The organism is Bradyrhizobium sp. USDA 4369 (genome assembly GCF_054056435.1).
On the sequence record NZ_JBSRYH010000001.1, the window covers coordinates 3,959,142 to 3,980,840 of the forward strand.

Annotated in this window: 21 protein-coding genes; 15 read left to right on the plus strand and 6 right to left on the minus strand. The window is 62.6% G+C overall.

Annotation, left to right across the window (positions count from 1 at the left end; genetic code table 11):
• The first annotated feature begins 5 nt into the window (after positions 1–5).
• Positions 6–869, plus strand: coding sequence for an alpha/beta fold hydrolase (locus tag ACVIJ6_RS17865; RefSeq protein ID WP_456773747.1), 864 nt, complete (start codon positions 6–8; stop codon positions 867–869).
• A 62-nt stretch (positions 870–931) separates the two neighbouring features.
• Here the strand turns inward: ACVIJ6_RS17865 and ACVIJ6_RS17870 are convergent, their stop codons facing one another.
• Positions 932–1,615 carry a helix-turn-helix domain-containing protein gene (locus ACVIJ6_RS17870; RefSeq protein WP_456773748.1) on the minus strand — a complete coding sequence of 228 codons (684 nt, stop codon included), beginning with the start codon at positions 1,613–1,615 and terminating at the stop codon, positions 932–934.
• A gap of 309 nt (positions 1,616–1,924) precedes the next feature.
• On the opposite strand from ACVIJ6_RS17870, the gene ACVIJ6_RS17875 reads away from it, so the two are divergent.
• From ACVIJ6_RS17875 to ACVIJ6_RS17885, 3 genes are all read left to right on the plus strand, one after another.
• On the plus strand, positions 1,925–2,557 hold the full coding sequence (locus ACVIJ6_RS17875; RefSeq protein ID WP_456773749.1) for a response regulator transcription factor: 633 nt from the start codon (positions 1,925–1,927) through the stop codon (positions 2,555–2,557).
• 120 nt (positions 2,558–2,677) lie between these two features.
• On the plus strand, positions 2,678–3,130 hold the full coding sequence (locus tag ACVIJ6_RS17880) for a response regulator transcription factor (RefSeq protein WP_456773750.1): 453 nt from the start codon (positions 2,678–2,680) through the stop codon (positions 3,128–3,130).
• A gap of 271 nt (positions 3,131–3,401) precedes the next feature.
• Complete coding sequence (locus ACVIJ6_RS17885; protein ID WP_456773751.1) at positions 3,402–4,061, plus strand: helix-turn-helix domain-containing protein; 660 nt, start codon at positions 3,402–3,404, stop codon at positions 4,059–4,061.
• A 22-nt stretch (positions 4,062–4,083) separates the two neighbouring features.
• Here the strand turns inward: ACVIJ6_RS17885 and ACVIJ6_RS17890 are convergent, their stop codons facing one another.
• The 3 genes from ACVIJ6_RS17890 to ACVIJ6_RS17900 are packed head-to-tail and all read right to left on the minus strand — an operon-like array spanning position 4,084 to position 7,296.
• Positions 4,084–4,668 carry an invasion associated locus B family protein gene (locus ACVIJ6_RS17890; RefSeq protein ID WP_456773752.1) on the minus strand — a complete coding sequence of 195 codons (585 nt, stop codon included), beginning with the start codon at positions 4,666–4,668 and terminating at the stop codon, positions 4,084–4,086.
• Positions 4,665–5,597 (minus strand): alpha/beta hydrolase family protein, encoded by a 933-nt coding sequence (locus ACVIJ6_RS17895; RefSeq protein ID WP_456773753.1) that lies wholly within the window; start codon positions 5,595–5,597, stop codon positions 4,665–4,667. Before ACVIJ6_RS17895 ends, ACVIJ6_RS17890 begins: the two co-directional genes overlap by 4 nt.
• A gap of 10 nt (positions 5,598–5,607) precedes the next feature.
• The gene (locus ACVIJ6_RS17900; RefSeq protein ID WP_456773754.1) at positions 5,608–7,296 is read right to left on the minus strand and encodes an aspartate-alanine antiporter-like transporter; all 1,689 of its coding nucleotides are present in this window, start codon (positions 7,294–7,296) and stop codon (positions 5,608–5,610) included.
• A gap of 139 nt (positions 7,297–7,435) precedes the next feature.
• Here ACVIJ6_RS17900 and ACVIJ6_RS17905 point away from each other — a divergent pair, with 139 nt between their 5' ends.
• From ACVIJ6_RS17905 to ACVIJ6_RS17925, 5 genes are all read left to right on the plus strand, one after another.
• Positions 7,436–8,116, plus strand: a complete 681-nt coding sequence (locus ACVIJ6_RS17905; protein ID WP_456773755.1) for a YoaK family protein — start codon at positions 7,436–7,438, stop codon at positions 8,114–8,116.
• Positions 8,113–9,837 carry a SulP family inorganic anion transporter gene (locus ACVIJ6_RS17910; protein ID WP_456773756.1) on the plus strand — a complete coding sequence of 575 codons (1,725 nt, stop codon included), beginning with the start codon at positions 8,113–8,115 and terminating at the stop codon, positions 9,835–9,837. Before ACVIJ6_RS17905 ends, ACVIJ6_RS17910 begins: the two co-directional genes overlap by 4 nt.
• A gap of 114 nt (positions 9,838–9,951) precedes the next feature.
• Positions 9,952–12,705, plus strand: a complete 2,754-nt coding sequence (locus ACVIJ6_RS17915; protein ID WP_456773757.1) for a decarboxylase — start codon at positions 9,952–9,954, stop codon at positions 12,703–12,705.
• Positions 12,706–12,718: 13 nt separating this feature from the next.
• Positions 12,719–14,419 carry an aspartate:alanine exchanger family transporter gene (locus ACVIJ6_RS17920; RefSeq protein ID WP_456773758.1) on the plus strand — a complete coding sequence of 567 codons (1,701 nt, stop codon included), beginning with the start codon at positions 12,719–12,721 and terminating at the stop codon, positions 14,417–14,419.
• Positions 14,420–14,451: 32 nt separating this feature from the next.
• The gene (locus ACVIJ6_RS17925; RefSeq protein WP_456773759.1) at positions 14,452–14,877 is read left to right on the plus strand and encodes a hypothetical protein; all 426 of its coding nucleotides are present in this window, start codon (positions 14,452–14,454) and stop codon (positions 14,875–14,877) included.
• Between the two features lie 36 nt (positions 14,878–14,913).
• On the opposite strand, the gene ppk2 is transcribed toward ACVIJ6_RS17925, so the two are convergent.
• Positions 14,914–15,714 (minus strand): polyphosphate kinase 2, encoded by an 801-nt coding sequence (gene ppk2 / locus ACVIJ6_RS17930; protein WP_456773760.1) that lies wholly within the window; start codon positions 15,712–15,714, stop codon positions 14,914–14,916.
• A gap of 40 nt (positions 15,715–15,754) precedes the next feature.
• On the minus strand, positions 15,755–16,210 hold the full coding sequence (locus ACVIJ6_RS17935) for a hypothetical protein (RefSeq protein WP_456773761.1): 456 nt from the start codon (positions 16,208–16,210) through the stop codon (positions 15,755–15,757).
• A 171-nt stretch (positions 16,211–16,381) separates the two neighbouring features.
• Between ACVIJ6_RS17935 and ACVIJ6_RS17940 the strand changes: the two genes are divergently transcribed.
• The 6 genes from ACVIJ6_RS17940 to ACVIJ6_RS17965 all read left to right on the plus strand — a co-directional run bounded on the left by ACVIJ6_RS17940 (position 16,382) and on the right by ACVIJ6_RS17965 (position 21,627).
• Positions 16,382–16,819, plus strand: a complete 438-nt coding sequence (locus ACVIJ6_RS17940) for a hypothetical protein (RefSeq protein WP_456777017.1) — start codon at positions 16,382–16,384, stop codon at positions 16,817–16,819.
• Positions 16,812–18,050, plus strand: coding sequence for an HlyD family secretion protein (locus tag ACVIJ6_RS17945; protein ID WP_456773762.1), 1,239 nt, complete (start codon positions 16,812–16,814; stop codon positions 18,048–18,050). Before ACVIJ6_RS17940 ends, ACVIJ6_RS17945 begins: the two co-directional genes overlap by 8 nt.
• 10 nt (positions 18,051–18,060) lie before the next feature.
• Positions 18,061–18,474, plus strand: a complete 414-nt coding sequence (locus ACVIJ6_RS17950; protein ID WP_456773763.1) for a hypothetical protein — start codon at positions 18,061–18,063, stop codon at positions 18,472–18,474.
• 81 nt (positions 18,475–18,555) lie between these two features.
• A complete protein-coding gene (locus ACVIJ6_RS17955; protein WP_456773764.1) occupies positions 18,556–19,362 on the plus strand; it encodes a DUF2092 domain-containing protein in 807 nt (268 codons plus the stop codon).
• Positions 19,359–19,640, plus strand: coding sequence for a hypothetical protein (locus ACVIJ6_RS17960; RefSeq protein WP_456773765.1), 282 nt, complete (start codon positions 19,359–19,361; stop codon positions 19,638–19,640). Before ACVIJ6_RS17955 ends, ACVIJ6_RS17960 begins: the two co-directional genes overlap by 4 nt.
• Positions 19,641–19,743: 103 nt before the next feature.
• Entirely contained in the window at positions 19,744–21,627 is a 1,884-nt protein-coding gene (locus tag ACVIJ6_RS17965) for a sensor histidine kinase (protein ID WP_456773766.1), read from the plus strand.
• The last annotated feature ends 72 nt before the right edge of the window (positions 21,628–21,699 follow it).

Genomic DNA, 21,699 nt, shown 5'->3' on the forward strand with positions numbered 1-21,699 from the left:
CGACCATGGGCATGTTGCAGGCGGGCGAGGTCCGGTTGGGCTGGCGGCAATGGGGAGAAGGCGATGTCACGATCGTCTTCATCCACGGCAACCTCGCCAGCAAGGACTGGATCGAGCTCGCCGCGCCGCTGTTTCCAGCCGGATTGCGCGTGATCGGGATCGACTGGAGGGGGTGTGGCGACAGCGATCGGCCCAGCCCCACGGCCGACTATGGCAACTACACGATGCAGCAGCATGCGCAGGACATGCTGGCTGCGCTGGACTCGCTCGATGTCGGCTTCTGCCATCTGGCGACGCATTCCACCGGGGGAATCATTGGGGCCCGTATGCTTCTGCTGCAGCCGCAGCGGTTTGGCCGCGTGCTCGCCCTCGACCCCGTGACCCCGCTCGGCATGAGCTTCAATGCAGAGCAGATCGGCCTGTTCAGGGCGATGATGGCGAGCAAGGCGCTGACGCGAACCGTCATGGCGACGGCGGCAGCCTCGCTGTTCGTTCCCGAAAGCCTGGCACCGAACATGCTTCCACGCTTCCGCAATGTGCCGAGCGAGTTCCAAGCTCATTTCGAGCGGATCGTCGACCAGACCTTTACAGTGTCCGAAGGCGTCTGGATCGGAACACCCGTCAACCTGACCCGCGAGTGGGAGAGCAGAGAGCTCGCGCGCCGCATGGCCGAGATCAAACACCCGCATCTGGTGCTATGGGGGGAGCAGGACGGGTGGATACCGCTGGCTGACCTGCGCACCATGGCAGCGGCCATGCCGGACTGCCGGCTCGTTGTCGCGCCCGGCATCGGACACGCGATGAACCTCGAACTGCCGCCGCTCTACGCCGGATATTTCGGAGCGTGGTTCGGAGGACTCTCGCGGTAGATGATCACACTCCCCGCGTCGCAGTGGAGCGACAGGGGGCAGCGAATCAGCAGTTCCCACAGCTAGTTCTGCAGGTCGAAGCTCGCGAGCTTGATGCGGTCGGTCAGCACAATCTGTCGCTGGGTATTGCCAACGAAGTCGAGCACGCCCACGTCATGCAGCCGCGACAGGGCGCGGGACACGGTCTCCAGCGTGAGACCAAGATAGTCCGCTATGTCTCGGCGTGACATGGGAAGCGCGATGACATCGGCGGCGGTGAGGCGCTTGTCCATCTCGGCCAGGAATGTCGCGACCCGCTCGAGTGACGTCTTTCGGCCAAGCAGAAGCATGTGATCCTCGGCATGATGAAGATTGGCCGTGGTCATGCCAAACAAGCTCTTGGCGACGACAGCGTCGCTCTTCGCAACGGCTTCGAGGCTTTGGCGCCTGATGAGGTTGACGGTCGTGTCGACGATCGCTTCGGTCGTGAAGCGATGAGCTGGTCCATTCTCGAGCCCGAAGATGTCGCCTGGAAGATGAAACGCACCGATCTGGCGTCGGCCATCGCTCAGCAGCTTGTAGCTTCGGATCGCGCCGGTTCGGACCTGATAGACATACTCGGCCGGCTCGTTCTCACCGTAGATCTCGGTGCTCTTCTTGTAGGTGAACTCGCTCAAGCTGACGAGCGGGTTCGATGCGCTCGCCATTCCAAAGTCGCGGAGTGAATTTGGGCGTGAGGATTTGTCGGCGGATGTACGCACGAACATGGGCAACTCCTAAACTAATTCACGAAAAGACGTGTCGGAGGCGACGGAACGCCTGGTTGCCGAGAGCAGGCCCTGCTGTCTCAAATTTTCATCAATTTAGGTGGGGCGCAGACCATGGACCATTGTCCCTGTGGCCATTGTACTAAGGTGCATCAGCGACTATCGTGCCGACCGGCGGTTGTGGACGTTGCAGATGCGATCTGTTTGCAGGTCGCGTCGTCGGCTTTGTTGAGGTCGCGGAGGAGTTCCCGAGACTGCAGGACGCGGTGTCGGGAGGGCCGTGCGGCCGACATTTCAGGAGACTGACGGTTGGGTAGCGTCGTGCATGTCGTAGACGATGACGCGTCATTCCGAGTGGCCATCGAACGGCGGCTCAGGATGGCTGGTTACGACGTCGCGGCCTACGCATCCGCCCAGGATCTGCTGGAGCGCCTGCCCGGCAATGAGGAATCAGGGTGCATCCTGCTCGATGTCAGAATACCGGGGCTGTCTGGGCCAGAGCTTCAGAGCCGCTTGACGGAAATGGGATCGACACTTCCGATCGTGTTTCTGACCGGTCATGCTGATACTGCGACCACCGTGCGCGCCATCAAGGCCGGGGCTGAGGACTTTCTCACAAAGCCGGTTTCGTCGGCGCAGCTGCTTGACGCCGTGCAGCGGGCGGTGGCGCGTCAAGAATCGGCGCAGGCCCATCGTAAGAAGCTGAGCTCGCTCCAGGGGCTTCTGAACTCACTGACCCCGCGCGAGCGCCAGGTGTTCGACATGATCGTTCGTGGCAGGATCAACAAGCAGATTGCCCATGAGCTTGGCACCGCTGAACGGACGATCAAGGCACATCGCCACCAGGTCATGGAAAAGATGCAGGTGCAGTCGCTGGCGGAACTGGTCTCGATTGCCGAGCGATTGGGCCTGCTCGATGTCGAGACCGAACGTCGGGCGTAGAGTGAACCGACCGGTTCTCGCACTCATCACAGCGGCTTGCACAACAGTACAATAGCGCGGCCGGCGGCGGCCTGTTACGGTCTGATCGCGGACAAGAGTCGGATTGAATGATGAATCGGCGTGGATCCGCTGGCGAGTGAACGCTTGTCAAGGAAGGCGGCCGAGGTGTCAGTCCGCGGGCCCATTCTCGTCGTCGACGATGACGCATCGATGCGCATCAGCATCAGCCGGCTGCTCCGGGCGCGCGGCTTCTCTGCATTACTCTTCGGCTCAGCGGCTGCGATGCTCGATCATGATGCGGACGGTGATGTCTTGTGTATCATCATCGACATCAATCTGAGCGAGGCCTCTGGAATCGCGTTGCGGCACCGGCTCTCGGAAAGGGGAGTCGTGGCACCGGTCATCTACATCACTGGGAATGACAGCCATGCAACCCGGTCAGCAGCAATCGAGTCGGATTGCATTGCGTACTTGACCAAGCCGTTCACGGCGAACGCGTTGATCGATGCCATCGAGCGCGCTGTTGCACGCGCGGGCGGGACGGTGAAGCCTGGTCTGCCGCATCCGGACTGATCGTGCACGCTTGCCGCTTGCGGACCGTTCGACAGCTTCCTTACTTACCTCAGTCCTGGCCGCCATCGTGACGATGGAACCGGCGCCACCGTGACTGGGCCAGGCATCGACTCCCATATGGGTGATGTCATACACATGGATCGTTTCAGGACGCGACGTCTGATCCACGAACTGAGCATCAGCTGATTAGGTTGCGCTGGATCAATCATGCGGCTGCAAAACTGCCTAAGGGTCATCCGAAGACTTGGTTCGGTCTGTGGGGAGTGTTGCGATGTTGACGAGGATCGCCAGTCGCTCGGCGCTTGACGCGCAGCTCGCAAGCCTGTCGGGCGAGCGGGTGTCGTGTCGTGAGCTGACCTATCGCAGGGGAGGGCTCGTCTTCAGTCAGGGAGACGATGCGAATAACGTCTATCAGGTCGTCTCGGGGGCGGTCCGTGCCTATAAGCGACTGGCGGACGGCCGCCGGCAGATCAGCGCGTTTCATCTGGCGGGCGACATGTTCGGGCTCGAGAACGGCGGGACGCATCGCTTCACGGCCCAGGCGGTGACCGCGACGGCGATCCGCGTGACGTCCCGGCGCCGCTTGTTCGATGCGATCGAGGATCAGGAGGCGGGCCGGACCAGGCTGCTCGGCCTCGTGACGCGCAATCTACAGCATGCCGAGAACCACATGCTGCTGTTGGGGCGGAAGACGGCGCTTGAAAAGGTCGCGGCGTTCCTGCTCGAAATGGATGAGCGGCAGGCCTATCCAGGCGTGATCAGCCTGCCGATGTCGCGCCGCGACATCGCGGACTATCTCGGGCTGACGCTCGAGACAGTGTCGCGCGCCTTGTCGGCCCTGCGGGATGAGAAGATGCTGAGATTCGAGGGACAGACGCAACGGCGGGTCGTTCTGCTCGATCGAGACGGGCTTGCGCAGCTCGAGATTTGAGAGCGGGCGAGGAAAGCTCTGGTCACTCGTCGATGTCCTGTTCGAACGTTTGCTGCGGGGGACCTCGGTGAGCCGGACCGAACTCAGGCAGCGGCAGTGACGTCGTCAGCGACAGCAGGTTGGCATCGACCACTTCGAGGACGAGCGTCTTGCCGAGCTCCATCTCCTTGACGAGGGCGTGATCCGCGACGTCGCTTGCGATGCAAGCATTGCTGAGGCACCAGGTGTACGGCACCTGGTAGGAACGGCCGCGATCGACGGTCAACTTGACGGGATGCTGCAGATACATGCCAACCGGCACGAACAATTGCAGCCGGCCCTTTTGATCGTCGTCGCGCTCGATCAAGTCGAGACGCACGGCCATCTGACCCGTGGGAAAACGGCCGGTGATCGAGGTGCGGCACAGGGGCGGAGCGCCACCCGCCTGGAAGCAGAGCTTGCGCCAGCTTCCGTAGGTAATGTCCGTTGCCTCACGCTGGCCGCGGATTGCGACTTCGGCGGATTGAGCCGTGGGCTTGCGTTCGCCGGCGAAAGCTTGGCCGGTGGGTGTGGTTGCGACGATCGCCAGAGCGAGTGAAGCGGAGAGGCGAGGACGTCCGGTCATCATGGTCGTGGCCTCCCGAGGGGCGCCTCGTGCGATTGCGTGTGAGCGTCCAGAAAAGCGGCTACGAGCGGTGACCAGAGTGGGATCGCGTCGGGCGAGCCAATCAGAAAATGTCCGTCCTGGCCGAACGGAGGCAGCATGCGATAATCGGCGATGCCGCCCGCCGCGGTGAAGGCGTCGTGTATGCGCTTCGACAAGACCGGGCCGAAGAAGGTGTCGTTCTCGGCATAGATCCAGAGCATGGGGATGCGCGAGGTGCGCCCGAACTCGCCGGCGGCTTCGACGAGCTTGTCGGGGGCACAATTGTTGTTCGGCTTGCCATCGACATGGCCGCCGCGACCTGCAGCAAAAGTGATGATCGCCCGGATCTGCGGCGGGTTCAGGCTCGACAAGGCAATCGACGCCCAGCCGCCGGCGGATTGTCCGACCACGATGACGTCCCTCGGCAGGATGCGTTTGTCCGTGGTCATGTAGTCGATGATCCAGAGGTCCGCCTGTGCCACGGCCAAGCCGGGATCGCGGAAATTCGGATGGCTGCATTTGCCGACTTTGGAGAAGAACGGGCCGTACAGTCCGCGTTCAGGAATGTCGATCGCGGCGGCGCCATAGCCGGTCCCGACCGGCGCGACCACGAAATAGCCGCGGCGTGCGAGCCATTGGGCGGCGTCCCTGAATTCCACGAGCGGAAAGAAGCTGCGCTCCGTCGGGTTGAGCGCCACGCCGTGGTTCATGATGGCCAGCGGAAACGGACCGTCTCCGACCGGCCGCACCACATAGGCGAAGGAGGGCAGGGGCAGCGGCAGGGCCCAGACCTCTTCCTGAATGCGGCGTGATGCGTTGGGGTCTTCCGCATGCGATGGCGCGCCCGTACAGCCCAGCACGAGCAGGAGCAGAAGGACGGGCAAGGCGGCTCGGTCACGGCGGAGCGTCATCGGCGTCTCCTCAGCCCGAGAACGTGCAGGCGACGATGATCGGCCCGAGCACGGTCAGGACCACGTTGCCGACCGCATAGGGCACCGCGACGCCGAGCACAGGCGTCTGGCTTTCGGCAACGTCGCAACATCCCGTGACGGCTGCATCGACTGTCATGGCCCCCGCGAGCGCGCCGCAGGTGATGACGGGATTCATGCGAAGAATGTGGTAGGCGAACAGTGTCGCCACAATCAGCGGTACCAGTGTCACGACCAGGCCCATGCCGACGAGGAGCAGGCCGTGAGCCTGCATGGCGAGCCACGCCGCATGGCCGTTGGCCAGCCCGATCGCTGCGATGAAGCCGCCAAGGCCGAAGTCGCTCAGGGTCTGCTGCGCGGCGGGCGGAATGGCGCCCATGGTCGGACGGCGCGAGCGCAGCCAACCACACATGAGCCCGGCGATCAGCGCGCCACCTCCGCCGCCGAGCGTCAGCGCAATGCCGCCCACCTTGAAGCTGATCAAGCCGGCAAGCAGTCCGACAGCGATTCCCGCGGCAAGAAAGGCGATGTCGGTGCGATCGCCGGACCGCACCATTTGTCCGACCCGGGCGGCGGCGCGTCCGATATTGTGGGTGCTACCCACCAGGGTCATGACGTCTCCGACATAGAGCCGCGTGTCGGGGCTCAACGGGACCTCGCGACCCATTCGGGTCAATGTGCGCAGGAAGACGCCGCGCGCGTCATCGCCGACCCGGTCGACGACCTCCTGGAGAGAGCGGCCGTGGAGTTCGCGGTTGTCGACCAGAACATCAATGACATTGCCAGGGATCGCCTTCAGGATCTCATCGGCATCGATCTCGGGTCCGATCACGGAGCGGGCTGTGACGATCGCGGCGGTCGGTCCGGCGATCACGATGTCGTCTCCGGTCTCGAGCACTGTGTCCACATGCGGCTCGACATCAGCGGCCCGCCTGACGATCCGCTCGATCACTGTGCGGCTGCCGATCTCAGCCTCGACAGCCTTCACCGTCCGACCTGCGGCGGCCGAAACGCGATAGGCCCGGGCCTGGAACTTGCGATAATGGAGACTCTGGGTCTTCGGCGGCTCACCGCCCGCGAGCTCGGCTTCGAGCTTTTTTGCTTCGGCCTTGAGATCGATCCGCATGACCTTTGGCGCAAGCAGCGGAACGTAGATCAGTGTGAGAACATAGCCGAGAACGTAAGTCACGGCATAGCCGGCCGCGATATTGGCCTCCTGCTGCTCGAGCATCTCCTTTGGCAGTCCGAGCTGGGCTAACGCACCCGACGCCGTGCCGATCACGGACGATTGCGTCAACGCGCCCGCGGCCAGTCCGGATGCTGTGCCGGGATCGAGCCCGAAGCTATAGGCGAAGATCAGCACGATGATCAGGCCGGTGCCGCCGAGCACCAGCGCAAGCGCGACCTGCGCCAAGGTTCGAATACTCAGCGAGGCAAAGAACTCCGGCCCCGAGCGATAGCCGATGGTGAAGACGAACAGGCTGAACAACACGATCCGCAGCACCGATGGGAACGTGAAGCTGCCGAGCTGACCGATCAGCACCGCGACTATGAGCGTGCATGCGGTCGTGCCAAGGGAGAACCCGCGAATCTTGATGCCGCCGAGCACGGTGCCGAGCGCGATCGACATCAGCAGGAAAATCTCAGGCGCGGTCGAAATGATCCCCCTTGCGAAATCCATGGCCGTGATCCCCCCGCGCTTTGTGTCGCGCCAAGCTGGGGTGGTCGGTCGCGTGGATGGTTGATCCAAATCAAGCCTTTCGTTCGTGACCGCGCGCTGATCAGGCGATGCTGCACCCGCGCCCATCATTGTCCTGACCATGAGCTCATTGGATCTTCCAAGCTTACCGCTATCTCAGGAAGAGACGGTTCCGATCGCTCTGCTGCTGGCCTTTGTCGGCGGCTACCTCGACGTCTACACCTGGATCATTCACGGCGTGATGGCCAATGCGCAGACGGCGAATCTCGTGTTGTTGTGGGTCTATGCGGCGTCCGGAAAATGGGACGACGCACTGCATTTCGTTCCGCCGATCGTGGCATTTGCAGCGGGTATTGTATTGGCGGCGTGGCTGCGCAAGGTCGCCGGACGGCGCACCAGCAACATCTGTGCGCTCGTTGAGATTGTGCTCCTGGTCGCGGTCGGCGTCCTGCACAATCGGCTGCCCGATCTCGCGGGAACGCTCGGAATCTCTTTCGTTGCTGCGATGCAGACGGCGGTCTTCACCAAGGTTGACGGCGTGGCCTACAGCTCGGTGATGGCTACCGGTAACCTGCGACAGTCCATCGAGGGCGTTTTCCTCGTTGTATCCGGTGGCGGTTCGCGCCGAATGCTTCGCCGCTCCGGCATCTTCGCCGGGCTATGCATCAGCTTCGGCCTCGGCGCCGCCATTGGCGCATTCGCGACCAAGGGCATTCCCGACCTGGCGCTTGGCTTACCCGCGCTCGCCTTGCTGATTGTTCTGTTGCATGCCGGATCCGAACGCAGCGAGGTGCCCGCATGACGTCGCCGTCGGCCTTCCGCGCAGCATGGTTGCGGTTCATTCCCTTCCCGCATTGGCTCGCCTCGTATCGTGGCGGATCGCTGCTCTCGGACGCAGTCGCTGGAACGACGCTGGCCGCCTATGCGATTCCGGTATCGCTCGCTTATGCGACGCTCGCGGGCCTGCCACCGCAGGTCGGGGTCTACGGCTACATGCTTGGCGGCATCGGCTATGCCCTGCTTGGCTCGTCGCGGCAGCTCGCGATCGGTCCGACTTCGGCGATCTCGTTGATGATTGCGTCGACAGTCGCAGCGCTCGCCGGCGGCGACGCGGTGCTCTATGCGCAGATCGCCAGCCTGACGGCCTTCGCCGTTGCGGTGCTGTGCTTCGTCTGCTGGCTGTTCAGGCTGAGCGTTCTTGTCCGCCTGGTCAGCGACAGCATTCTGGTCGGCTTCAAGGCCGGCGCGGGACTGACCATCATCATGAGTCAATTGCCCAACCTGTTCGGGGTGGCCGGCGGCGGACATCAGTTCTTCGATCGTGCTCTGCGGCTCGGTAGCCAACTCGGCGACGTCAATCTCGTCATCCTGGCGATTGGCGCGGTAGCGTTGCTGTGCCTTCTACTTGGCGAGAAGGTTCTCCCAGGCAAGCCCGTTGGAATCACCGTCGTTGCGCTGGCGATCGTGCTCGTCACGCTGCTTGACCTTCCGGCCCGCGGTCTGCCGGTGACCGGCGAGATCCCCAAGGGATTGCCCAGCCTGGCTGTGCCGACATTCGGGCTGCTGGAGTTCTCCGACCTGTTCCCGCTCGCCGCAGGATGTGTCCTGCTGGCCTATATCGAAGGCGTTTCCGCCGCGCGGAGCTTTGCCGCCAAGCATGGCTACGCTCTGGACGTGCGGCAGGAGTTTCTCGGGTTAGGAGCTGCAAATCTCGCCGCCGCCTTCGGCCATGGCTATCCCGTGGCCGGCGGATTGTCGCAATCGGCGGTCAACGACAGCGCCGGAGCACGCACGCCGATGGCGCTGCTGATCTGCTCGCTCGCGTTGGCCGCCTGTCTCCTGTTCTTCACGGGCTGGTTGACCAATCTTCCCAAGGCGGTCCTCGCTGCGATCGTCCTTGCCGCCGTGTATCGGCTGGTGGACATCCGGGCGCTGCTGCGGATGTGGCGGGTGAGTCGGCTTGACTTCTACGCTGCCGCGATCGCGCTCGCGGCCGTCCTGCTGCTCGGCATCCTGCAGGGTGTGCTGCTCGCGTCGATCGCGTCGATCCTTCTGTTGTTGGCCCGCGCCTCGCAACCGAACGTCGCTTTCCTCGGTCGGCTTCCTCGGACCGGCCGCTACTCCGATCAGGCGAGGCACGACGGCGTCGAGCCGCTCATCGGCGTCATCGCGTTCCGCCCGGAAGCGTCGCTGCTTTACATCAATGCCGAGACGATTGAGGCGGTGGTTCTCGACGCCGTCAAGACGTCGACAGGCATCAGGCTTGTCGCCTGCGATCTCTCCGCCTCCCCCTACATCGACCTGGCCGGCGCCCGCATGTTGCGAGACCTGTTCGACGAGCTGGCGTCCCGCCGGATCGCTTTCTGCATCGTTGGCGCCCACGCACAGTTGCGCGATCTGCTGCAGGCGGAGGGACTCGCGGAGAAGACCGACGTCTCGCAGTGGATGCGCTCGCTCGACAGCGTCCTCGGCGAGTCCCAAGCCATGGAGACCTCTGCTGCGACGCAAGGCTCAGGCGATTAGGTCGCGCGGCGTTTTCGATATCGCGCAACCATTGACTTGAATCAACGGAGCATGCCGACCGCCGTCCACGGTCCATCGTCAACGACCCATAGGATGATGATCGGGGAGATGCAGATGTCCAAGGACGGCAAGCCAACTCAGAAGCGGATCGATCAGTTCTTCTCGGGTCCCGGAGGACGCGCAGACGAATGGCGCGACCTCGTGGACGCCGCGAAGCAATGGGCTCGCGGCGGAGACCGCGCCAAATACGACATGGCCCTGGCCGACATCAGCGTGACCGAGGAGTTCCATGGCTATCCTGGTCTGCAGTTGATGGCCGCGTTGCGGGAGGCGGCGACCTCCGGTGACGCCGCGATGTCGGTCGCTCTGGCAACGCGGATCACGCAAGCCCTGACGACGAAGTCCTTCCGCCAGCACGCCAGCGACTGGAATGCGCAGGATGAGGGGAATGACGATATCCCGGATATGCTGCCGCCGACCTTCGGCGGCAAGCAGGCGCATCGTCCGTATTTCGAGACGATGATCGTGACGGGAGTTTCGTCCAATGCCTGGCCGGCGCTCGCAACCGAGTGGCGCAAGCTGAGGCGCCCGATCGATTCCTTCATCTACGAGCCGGTCATCGTCGGCAGCTTCGAGGACGCGTTCTGCGCCGCGCTGCTGAATCCCGATCTTGGGGCCGTCGTGATCAATGAAGGGTTCGCGTTGCGCTCACGCCACGATGCACCGGTGCTGCGCACGCTGACTGCGGCTGCCGGCCTGAACGATGATGCCGATGCGTCTGCGCTGCGGCTCGCCCATACGCTGAAGCGGGTGCGTCCGGAGCTCGATCTCTACCTGATGTCCAATCGCAATGTCGAGGAGATGGCCGGCAATCCGGATGCTGGGGTCGTGCGCCGCATCTTCTATTCGGTCGAGGAGATCCTGGAACTGCATCTCTGCATCCTCGAAGGCATCCAGGATCGCTACGACACGCCGTTCTTCGACAATCTCAAGAAGTATGCGCAGCGCCCGATCGGGACATTCCATGCGCTGCCGATCGCCCGGGGCAAGTCGATCTTCAAGTCCGACTGGATCCGCGACATGGGCGAGTTCTATGGTCCCAACCTGTTCCTGGCCGAGAGCAGCGCGACCACCGGCGGCCTCGACAGCCTGCTGGAGCCGACCGGCAACATCAAGGTTGCGCAGGACAAGGCGGCGCGCGCCTTTGGTGCAGACCACGTCTTCTTCGTGACCAATGGCACGTCGACATCCAACAAGATGGCCGTGCAGGCCCTGCTCGGTCCGGGCGACATCGCCATCGTCGATCGCAATTGCCACAAGTCGCACCACTACGGCATGGTGCTCGCCGGCGCGCAGCCGCTCTATGTCGAAGCGTTCCCGATGACGGAATACTCGATGTATGGGGCGGTGCCGCTGAGGACCATCAAGCAGGCGCTGCTCAACGCCAAGGCGGACGGCCGGCTCGATCGAATCAAGATGGTCGATCTGACCAACTGCACCTTCGACGGCCATATCTACAACACGCGCCGGGTGATGGAGGAATGCCTCGCGATCAAGCCCAACCTGATCTTCCTCTGGGATGAGGCCTGGTTCGGCTTTGCCCGCTTCTCGCCGTTCCTGCGGCCGCGCACCGCGATGGGGGCTGCCAACGACATCGAGGCCTGGATGCACGATCCGAAGTCGGTCGCGGCCTTTGAGAAGCAGCAGGCCGAGCTGGGCAAGACTCCCGCCGACGAACTGCTGCTCAAGACGCGATTGATCCCGGATCCCCGGCAGATCCGGCTGCGCGTCTACCAGACGAATTCGACCCACAAATCCATGTCGGCACTTCGTCAGGGGTCCATGCTGCTCGTCAAGGACGTCGAGTTCCATACCGTCGAGGCGCAGTTCCATGAGGCTGTCTTTACGCACGCCTCGACCAGTCCCAATCAGCAGCTGATTGCCAGCCTCGATGTGGCGCGGCGGCAGATGGAGCTCGAAGGCTATGGCCTGGTCAACAACGCGATGGAGATCGCATTGGCCATTCGCCAGGCGGTCAACAACAATTCGCTCATCTCAAAATACTTCCGGATTCTTGGTGCGGACGCCATGGTGCCGGCGCAGTATCGCCAGACCGGCTTCACCGACTATCTGGCGCCGGGCAGCAACTGGGCCGTCGCCTGGAAGAGCCTGCAGGATGATGAGTTCTGTCTCGATCCGACCCGCATGACGCTGGTGTGCGGCACCGCAGGATTCGACGGCACGCAATTCAAGGGCATTCTTGCCAATCAATACGGGATCCAGGTCAACAAGACGTCCCGTAATTCCGTGCTGTTCCAGTCCAACATCAACAACACGCGCAGCGACGTCGCGCATCTGGTGCGCGTGCTCGCCGAGATCGCGGGTGAGGTCGACCGCGGTCTGACGCAAGGCGGCGCCAATGCCGGGAAGACCTTCGAAGCGCGCGTCAAGAGCCTGATGACCGACGTGCCCGACCTGCCGAACTTCTCGCATTTCCATCAGAGCTTCCGCGGCGATGCGGGGGCGAAGACCAACGAGGGCGACATCCGCGGCGGCTTCTACTCCGCCTATGACGCCGCCGGCTGCGAGTACATCCGGCTGGCCGACCCGGAGATCGACCGCCGTTTGAAGGCGGGTCCGGATTTGGTCTCGGCCAATTTCGTGATCCCGTACCCGCCTGGTTTCCCGATCATGGTGCCCGGACAGGTGATTACCCAGGAGACGATCGATTTCATGCGCAAGCTCGATGTGAAGGAGATTCATGGCTACGACGCCAAGGAAGGCTTGAAGCTGGTACGTGCCGAAGCTCTCGCGAAGATCGGTCGCCCGAAGCCTGGCGCGGCCTTGAAGCTCAAGGCAGCGTCATAACGGAGAGACGAACATGCAAAGCTTCTTCACATTCCTGCAGCAAAATCCCTATCTGCTGCTGTTCTTCGTGGTTGGCATGGCCGTCTGGATAGGGCGGGCCAGCATCAAGGGCTACGGTCTCGGCATGGTCGCCGGCGCCATCGTGGTGGGCGCGGGCCTGTCGGTCTGGGCATCGGTCTACGGCGTCAAGCTCGAGCTCAACACCTTCGCCAAGAGCCTGTTCTACTACCTGTTCATGTACGGCGTCGGGTTGCGGGTCGGACCGTCCTTCATCAACAGCCTGCGGGGCGACGGCTTGAAATTCTGCATCCTTGCCGTGGTCTCGAGCGTGCTCGGGTTGGCGCTCGTGGTCATGTTGTCGAGACTCTTCGCGCTTCCGATCGGCGCCGCGGGAGGCATGCTGGCCGGATCGCAGACGATGTCGGCCGCAATCGGGTCGGCGGAGCAGGCGATCACTTCGGGGGTCGTCAAGCTGCCGGAGGGCATGAAGCCGGAGGATGCGTCCGGCATGATCGCACTGTCCTACGGCATTACTTACATTTGGGGGACCGTCGGCATCATCCTGATCTGCAAGTACCTGCCACGCTGGTGGGGAGTCGACGCCAAGACGGCGGCGAAGCAGTATGAGCAGAAGTTCGGGGTCAAGGATCTCGAAGGTGGCGGGCTCACCGGCTTCAGACAATTTGGCCTGCGGGCCTACCGGCTGGACAATCCAGCGCAGGTCGGCACAAGCATCGCCAAGTTTCGCGCGACCAATCCAGAGTACCGCGTTGTCAATGTGGTGCGCAACGGCGAGGCTCTTGGAGCCGATCATGATCTCGTGTTGCAAAGAGGGGATGTCGTTGCCCTCGGCGGCGCGACCGAGCATCTCACCGACAAGATGGGGCTGATCGGGCCCGAAGTTGCGGATGCCAAGGCGCTCGGCGTTCCCCTGGACCAGGCCGACATCCTCGTCACCAACAAGGACATGGTCGGCCGCACGTTCGAATCCTTCCGCGACACGGCGCTGGCCGGCCAGTTGCAGGTCACCAAGGTGGAACGTGGCGGCGTGCCATTTCCGGCCGGTCTGAAGACCGAGCTGCAGCGGATGGACATCATCTCGGTCGTGGGCCTGAAGTCGGCCGTTAACGAGCTCGGCGAGATGTGGGGGCGGATCGCCCGAACCAACACGTCGACCGATCTGCTGACGCTTGCGGCCGGCATGATCCTCGGCTTCCTGATCGGCATGATCGAGTTCCCGGCCTTCGGTGCCAAGATCGGGCTTGGAAATGCCGGCGGCCTGCTACTGTCAGGTGTGATCGTCTCCTCCATGGTGTCGCGTCTGCGGTTCTTCGGCAACACGCCCAACGCCGCGCGCAACGTGCTGGAGGACCTCGGTCTCGTCGTCTTCGTCGCCATTGTCGGCGTCAATGCCGGCGCCGGTCTGTTGGCCCAGCTCACAGGCGCGGTCGCCCTGAAGATCTTCGTTGCCGGCTTCATCGCCTGCACGATCCCGCCGTTCGTCGTCTGGGCGATCGGCTACCACATCTTCAGGATCAATCCGGCTGTGCTGATGGGCGGCGTTGCCGGTGCGCGCTCGCACTCCGGTCCGTGCCGTGAGGCTGCGGTGGAAATTCAGAGCTCGGTGCCCTGGATCGGCTTCCCGGTCGGCTATGCCGTGTCCGGCATCCTGCTCACCGTGTTCGGCTACTTCGCAATGCTGCTCGCTCAATAGTCCGGCTTCAAAGCAAGAGGGGAATGAAAGTCATGATAAAGTCTGTCGTCTGCGCGGCCCTGCTCGCCATCCTTGCCGGTTTCAGCACGCCATCGCATGCCGAGACCGGCCAGGTCGCGGTCGTCTTCACGAAGGGCGGCTTCATCGTCGGCGTCGGCGGCGGCGAGGGCGTACTGCTGCTCAGGGGCAAGAGATATCCGTTCGTGGTCTCCGGCATGAGCGTCGGGTTCACGATCGGCGCGTCGACCACCAAGCTGGTCGGCCGGGCTCTCAACTTGAGAGGGCCGGCCTCCATCGAAGGATCCTATGTCGTCGGCGGCGCAGGAGGCGCCGTGGCGGCGGGCGCCGGGGCGGTCCAGTTGCAGAACGGGAATGGCGTGATCCTGCAGCTCAGCGGTCCCAAGGTCGGCGCGGAAGTCTCTGCCGCCGTTGGTGGCGTTACCATTCGACTGAAGTAGGCGAAGGCCGGGCCGCGTATTCGCGCGGTCCGGCCCTCAATATTGCTCGGCGACGAAATTCAATCCCTTCAGCGTGGCCTGATCGTCGTAACGTCGCTTCCCGGACCGCGCCGGCAGCTTGACCTTGTCCTTGCGAATGCGTTCATACGGAATGGCTTTCAGCAGGTGTGCGATGCAATTCAGCCGTGCCCGGCGCTTGTCATCGGATCGGACGATGAACCATGGCGCATGGTCCGTGCTGGTCTGCTCGAGCATGAGATCACGTGCGCGCGAGTAGTCGTACCAGCGACGGTAGGATTCGAGGTCCATCGGGCTCAGCTTCCACTGCCGCACTGGATCGTCGATCCTCGCCTTGAAGCGCCGTTCCTGTTCATCCATGCTGACCTCGAGCCAGATCTTGATCAGAATGATCCCGCCGTCGATCACGTACTTCTCCATCTGCGGGCAGAGAGTCAGGAAGCGATCGTGCTCCTTGGCCGTGCAGAAGCCCATCACATGTTCAACACCCGCGCGATTGTACCAGCTGCGATCGAAGATCACGACCTCGCCGCCTGCGGGGAATTGCTCCATGTAGCGTTGGAAGAAGAGCTGCGTTTTTTCACGATCCGATGGGGCCGGAAGGGCGACGACACGGAAAACCCGTGGGCTGACCTTTTCGGTCATCGCCTTGATCGTGCCGCCTTTGCCGGCCGCATCGCGGCCCTCGAACAGCACGATCACCCGCAGCTTGCTTGCTTTGACGAAGTCCTGCAGATGGCAGAGCTCGATCTGCAGCTTGTCGAGATGCTTCTCGTAGTCTTTGCGCTTCATGCGTTCCGCAGGTGCGTGCTTTGCCATGCGTTCCTCGCGAGGCTGAATTCCGGACATCGTGAAGCAGCTAGTCCTCGCTCCAGGAGATCGTGATCCCGATGTCGCCGGGAACGCCGCCCGGGAAGTCGATGATCTGATAGGCGATCCGGTAGCCCCGGGGCTTCAGATAGTCTGTCCAGAGCTGAAAGATCTCCTTGGGGATTCCCGTCAGCGTTTTTTCCCAGCCCGGTTCCATCTGGTTGATGGCGCGGCCCTTGTCCGTGCATAGCGTGTTGGGGAACCGGTAGACCTGAACTTCGGTGAGACCATTCCGCACCGCGCGCTGGATGATTGTCGAGGCGAGCTCAATCTTCTCCGCCTCGGACTTGCCGGAGGGCTGGCTGAGGCGCTCGATCAGGGCGCGCTTTTCGGCTTCAGCAGCGGCGGCGAGCCTGACATAGGCGTCGGCCTTTTCGGCTTCCCTGAGTGCGGCTTCCTTACGGATTTCCAGGGCATTGGGGATGAGGTCGTCGATGCCGGGCATGGCGGCGGCTCCTGAGTGATGATGAGCATCAGTAATCACGGACGCTAGGTTCGGGCCTGTCCATTCTGTTGATTCAAATCAAGCTATTGCGCTGTCGCGTCGCCACCCTCGGTCGCGAGAAACAGACACGATCCGAGTGAGGAGCGAACGGTGAGCGAGCAGCTGCATCCGATGAGCCCGCATCATTTGCCCTTCTACATTGTTGGGCCCGGTGAGACCGATTGGTTGATGGTGGGGACCGGACTGTTCCTGATCGGCGCGGTGTTCTGCGTCGGGCTGTTCTATTGGTATCTGCACAGTCTCCCCGAGCGGATGGCGCACAAGACCCAGAAGCTGCAGTTCGATGTCGTTGCCGTGCTCGGCCTGATCGCGCTGTTCACGCATGAGCACATCTACTGGATTGCGGCGCTCTTGCTCGCGATGATCGAGTTGCCGGATTTCGGAACGCCCTTGCGCAGCATCGCAGGATCACTCGCGCGGCTGGCCGACACGGCCGCGCCCGGCAGCGACGATCAGGCGACCATCGATGACTCCGCATCGGCGGATATGCCGCCCGAGGCGCAGGAGCTGACACCAGCCCCCAACAGCAAGGTGCCGACCCATGCTTGAGCTGACCATATGCTCACTGTTGACGATCCTTCCGGATTACCTCTATCGCCGGCTGGTGCAGGGCAAGCGGTTCGGAAAGGAAATCACGCTGTTTTCCGTCTGGTACGAATTGCGGTGGGGCATCACCGGCTGCTTGATGCTCACGGTGTCGCTGATCACGAGCGTCTTCTTCTTCCATCCGGCGACGGACAATGCCGCGCTGCTGTTCCGTACCGTTCCGATCCTGCCCGAGGGATCGGGGCGTGTTGCCGAAGTCAATGTCGGCTACAGCGCGGCGGTGAAGAAAGGCGACCTGCTGTTCAGGCTCGACAGCTCGAAGCAGAGGGCTGCGCTCGAGACAGCGGCGCGCAAGATTGCGGAAGTCGATGCAACTCTTGAGACGGCGAAGTCCGACGTAATCAAGACCGAAGCGCAGATCCAGGAAGCCAAGGCGAATTATCAGCAGGCGAAGGACGAGCTGGACGTGAAGCTGGAGTTGCAGCGCCGTAATCCTGGAATCGTGGCTCAGCGCGATATCGAGAAACTCCAGGTCGTTGTCGATCAGCGGCAGGCCACCATCGATGCTGCAACAGCAGCCAAGCAATCCGCTATCTTGCGCGTTTCGACGCAATTGCCCGCCGAAAAAGCCAGCGCTAGTGCGGCGCTCGCCGAGGCGCAGGTGGACCTCGACAAAACCTTTGTGCGCGCCGGAGTCAGCGGCCGGGTCGAACAATTCGTTGTCCGCACCGGAGATGTCGTCAATCAGTTGATGCGCGCCGCCGGCATTCTGATTCCAGAGGGCGCTGGCCAGGGAAAATTGCAGGCCGGCTTCGGTCAGATCGAGGCGGGCGTGATGCGAAAGGGCATGGTGGCCGAAGCGACGTGCATCTCCAAGCCATGGGTGATCATCCCGCTGGTCGTGACGGACGTCCAGGACTACATCGCGGCCGGTCAGTTTCGAACCGGCGAGCAGCTTGTGGAAGCGCAGAACATCGCCAAGCCCGGCACGATTCTGGCGTTTCTCGAGCCGCTCTACAGCGGAGGCCTCGATGGCGTCACGCCCGGCAGCCGTTGCATCGTCAACGCCTACACCAGCAATCACGACGAGATCGTTGCGCCCGAGACCTCAACCGGCCGCAAGGTGGCGCTTCACGTCATCGACGGTATCGGCTTCGTGCACGCATTGCTGTTGCGCATACAGGCGCTGTTGCTGCCATTCAAGACACTGGTGTTCGGGGGCGGTCACGGATGAGGACTGAAGGATGAGCTACACGAGACAACTGCTCGTCGGGGCGGCGCTTTCGCTCTCGGCCTGTTTGGCTGCAGAGCGCGCGTATGCGGTCGAACTGAACGGAGCCTGGGCGACCAGCGCGGACCAATGCGAGAAGGTATTCACCCGCGAGGGCGGAAAGCTCGGCTTCGCCGAGATGTCGGAGGTGTATGGCGGCGGCTTCATCGTCGACGGCAAGCAGCTGATCGGAAGATTTGCGCGGTGCACGATCACGGCGAGGAAAGAGACCGGTCCGAATGTCAATCTGATCGCCTCTTGCGCGACCGACATCATGCTCTCGAGCGTTCAGTTCAGCTTGAGGGAGTTGGAACCGGGCAGCATTATCCGGCTGTTCCCCGGCATGGAGGAGATGGAGATCAGGTACCACCGCTGTTCGTTGAAGTAGCAAATGTTCGCGTTGCTTGACCCAGGTCAAGCGAGGTCGCTGCAGATGGGTGTCCATGACGTAGGTGCCGGGAGGTTGGTCATGAAGCCGAAGATGTTTTTCCGAAATCGTGCCCGCACGATCGTCGGAGTCGCAACGGCCTTTGCGCTTTTCGGCGCCCCGGCCCAGGCTGGCGATCCAGCCAAGCTGCTCAAATCGATGTCGGACTATCTCGCCAGCCAGAAGACGCTTTCGGCGTCGTTTGACAGCGACATCGAAATCATCACGCCCGAGCTGCAGAAAATCCAGTTCGCCAGCTCCGGCGAGTTCAAGATGAGGCGCCCCGACAAGCTACGCGTCAGGCGTACCGGCGGCTATGCCGATGTCGAGCTCGTCTATGACGGCAAGACGGTCTCGATCTCCGGAAATAATACCGGAAGCTACGTGCAGGCGAATTTGCCCGGTTCCGTGGATACGATGATCGACACGCTTCAGGCGCGGTCTGGAGCCGGCCTGCCAGGGGCCGACCTTCTGCTCTCCGACGTGTTCGGCGTGCTGATGGCGGACGTGATCGAGAGCAAGCATATCGGCCAGGGCGTGGTCGACAGCGTCGAGTGCGAGCATCTCGCGTTCCGTACGCCGGACACGGATTGGCAGATCTGGATCGAGACCGGCGCGACGCCTGTGCCGCATAAATACGTCATCACCAGCAAGGTGCTCGCTGGGGCCCCCCAATACACGCTTCGGATCAAGAATTGGCGGACGGATGCTGCTGCGGGCGACAGCTTCGTGTTCGTTGCGCCGTCCGGGGCCACCAAGGTCGATCTGGACTCCGCCGCCGCCGTGGCCGAATTCGACGAGCTGCCCCCTGGGACCCCGGCCGGAGAAAAGACAGGAGAAAAGAAATGAGAGCCTCGCGAAAGACCATTGTGTGGGCCGCCGCGACTGTCGCCTTTGTCGCGGGGATGTCCGGTCGCGACATCGGTGGCCTGGTCAACGGAGGGCTGCTTGCGCAGGCGCAGGCGCGGGTGGGGCGTCCATTGACGCCTGTCAGTTATGCGGGCGTCGCTCGCAGGACGACGCGTCGCGCGGTCGCCGTCGGGGCCGCAGCTGGAGCCGGGGTTTATTACGGCACGTCATGCGTCCAGGTCGTGGATGCGTATGGACGCATCGTGACGCGCTGCTGACATCTTCGATATCAGCCGGCGTCTGCATCGCGCAGCCGCGGACGTGCCGCGGTCGCAGCTGCCGCAGAGGATGAGCGCGCTGCCACCGGCACACGGAGAGAGAATGAGCGGGCGCATTCTGGCTGCTGCCGTCATCAGTGCAGGCCGTGCGATGTGGCTCGCGGCATGCGTGCTGACGCTCCTCGTGAACCTGTCGGGCTCGGCATCGGGGGCCGGGCAGAGTGAGTTCAAGCGGGTCCTGCTGCTGCATTCATTCGGACGGGAGTTCCGGCCCTGGAGTGAGTACGCCCGAAGCATCAAAGCCGGGCTCGAGGGGCGCGCCCAGTGGCCATTGGACATCCAGGAGCATAGCCTCCGGACCGCGCGCTTCAACAATCCCGGGCCCGAAGAGCCATTCGTAAACTATCTCCGTTCGCTTTACGCGCAGGCTCCGCCGGATGTCGTCGTGACCATCGGAGCGCCGGCTGTGGCATTCGCGAGAAAATATCGCGAGCAGCTGTTTCCGGATACGCCCATGGTTATGACCGTGGTGGAAGAACGGCTGGTCAACCGCGCCGAGCTGACCGACAACGACACGATCATCTCGGTCCAGAACAATTTCACCGCCACATTGAACAACATCCTCAAAGTCCTCCCGGACACGGAGACGGTCGCGGTCGTGATCGGCGCTTCGCGTCTGGAAAAATTCTGGCTGGAGGAGATCAGGCGGGAGCTGAAGCCGTTCGAGGAGCGTGTCGCGTTCGTCTGGTACAGCGATCTGTCGTTCGAAGAGATCCTCAAGAGGGCGTCGGCACTTCCCCCCCACGCGGTGCTGTTCTGGGGGCTGATGTCCGTCGACGGTGCGGGCGTCGCGCATGAGAGTGATTTCGCGCTGCGGCGTCTTCGTGGCGTGGCGAATGCACCGATCTTCTCTTACCAGGAGGCCTTCTTCAGCGGCTATACGGTCGGAGGCCCGATGCATTCGATCAGCGCGACCAGCGACAATACCGTCGAGGCCGTGCTGCGGATCCTGGCGGGTGAGAAGGCCAGTGCGGTCAGATTCGAGCCGCTCCAGCTTGGGACGCCCAAGTTTGACTGGCGTGAAATGCAGCGCTGGGGCATCAGCGAGAGTGACCTTCCCGCGGGAAGCGAGATTCTCTTTCGGCAGCCGGGGATCTGGCAGACGTATCGGCTGCAGATCGCGATGATCGCCATTGTGATCGCGATTCAGTCGGGTTTGATCAGCGGGTTGCTCTATGAACGGCGCCGAAGGCTCGTGGCCGAGGTGGAGTCCCGCCAGCGCCTCGCGGAGCTGGCCCATGTCGGCCGCTATGCGGCCGTGGGGGAACTGACCACCTCGATCGCTCATGAGCTCAATCAACCGCTCGGAGCCATCCTGACCAATACTGAGACGGCTGAGCTCATGTTGAAGAGCAAGCCTCCTGATCTGGCTGAGATCGCGGAGATTCTCGCGGACATCCGACGTGATGATCAGCGCGCGAGCGAAGTGATCCGCAGGTTGCGTAGCGTTCTGAAGAAGACGCCGTTCGAGGTCGTCGAGATCGACCTCAATGCCATCGTGGGAGAAACGATCAGGCTTTTGTCCGCCGTCAGTGAGGGGCGCGACATTGCGTTGAAATTCGCGCCGTCATCCAGTCTATTGCGGGTCAAGGGCGACCCAATTCAGCTTCAGCAGGTCATTCTCAACCTCATCATCAATTCGATCGATGCGATCTCCCACGCCAATTCGACGGAGCGGGAGATCAATGTGACGACGGCGTGCCAAGGCGCCTGCGCGGAGATCCGTGTCTGCGATAGCGGTCCAGGAATTGCTGCTGACGACGTCGAGAATGTCTTCGACCCCTTCTTCACGACGAAGTCGCATGGCATGGGGATGGGCCTTGCGATCGTCAGGACGATCGTTCAAGCCCATGGTGGGAAGATCTTCGCCGAGAACCAGCCATCAGGCGGTGCGCTGTTCAGGATTCGACTTCCGACCGTGCACTGAGACAGTCCGCTCATCCGATCAGACTGATAAGTATGGTCGGTGTTCCTTGACATGTATCAAGAAGCGGGTGGC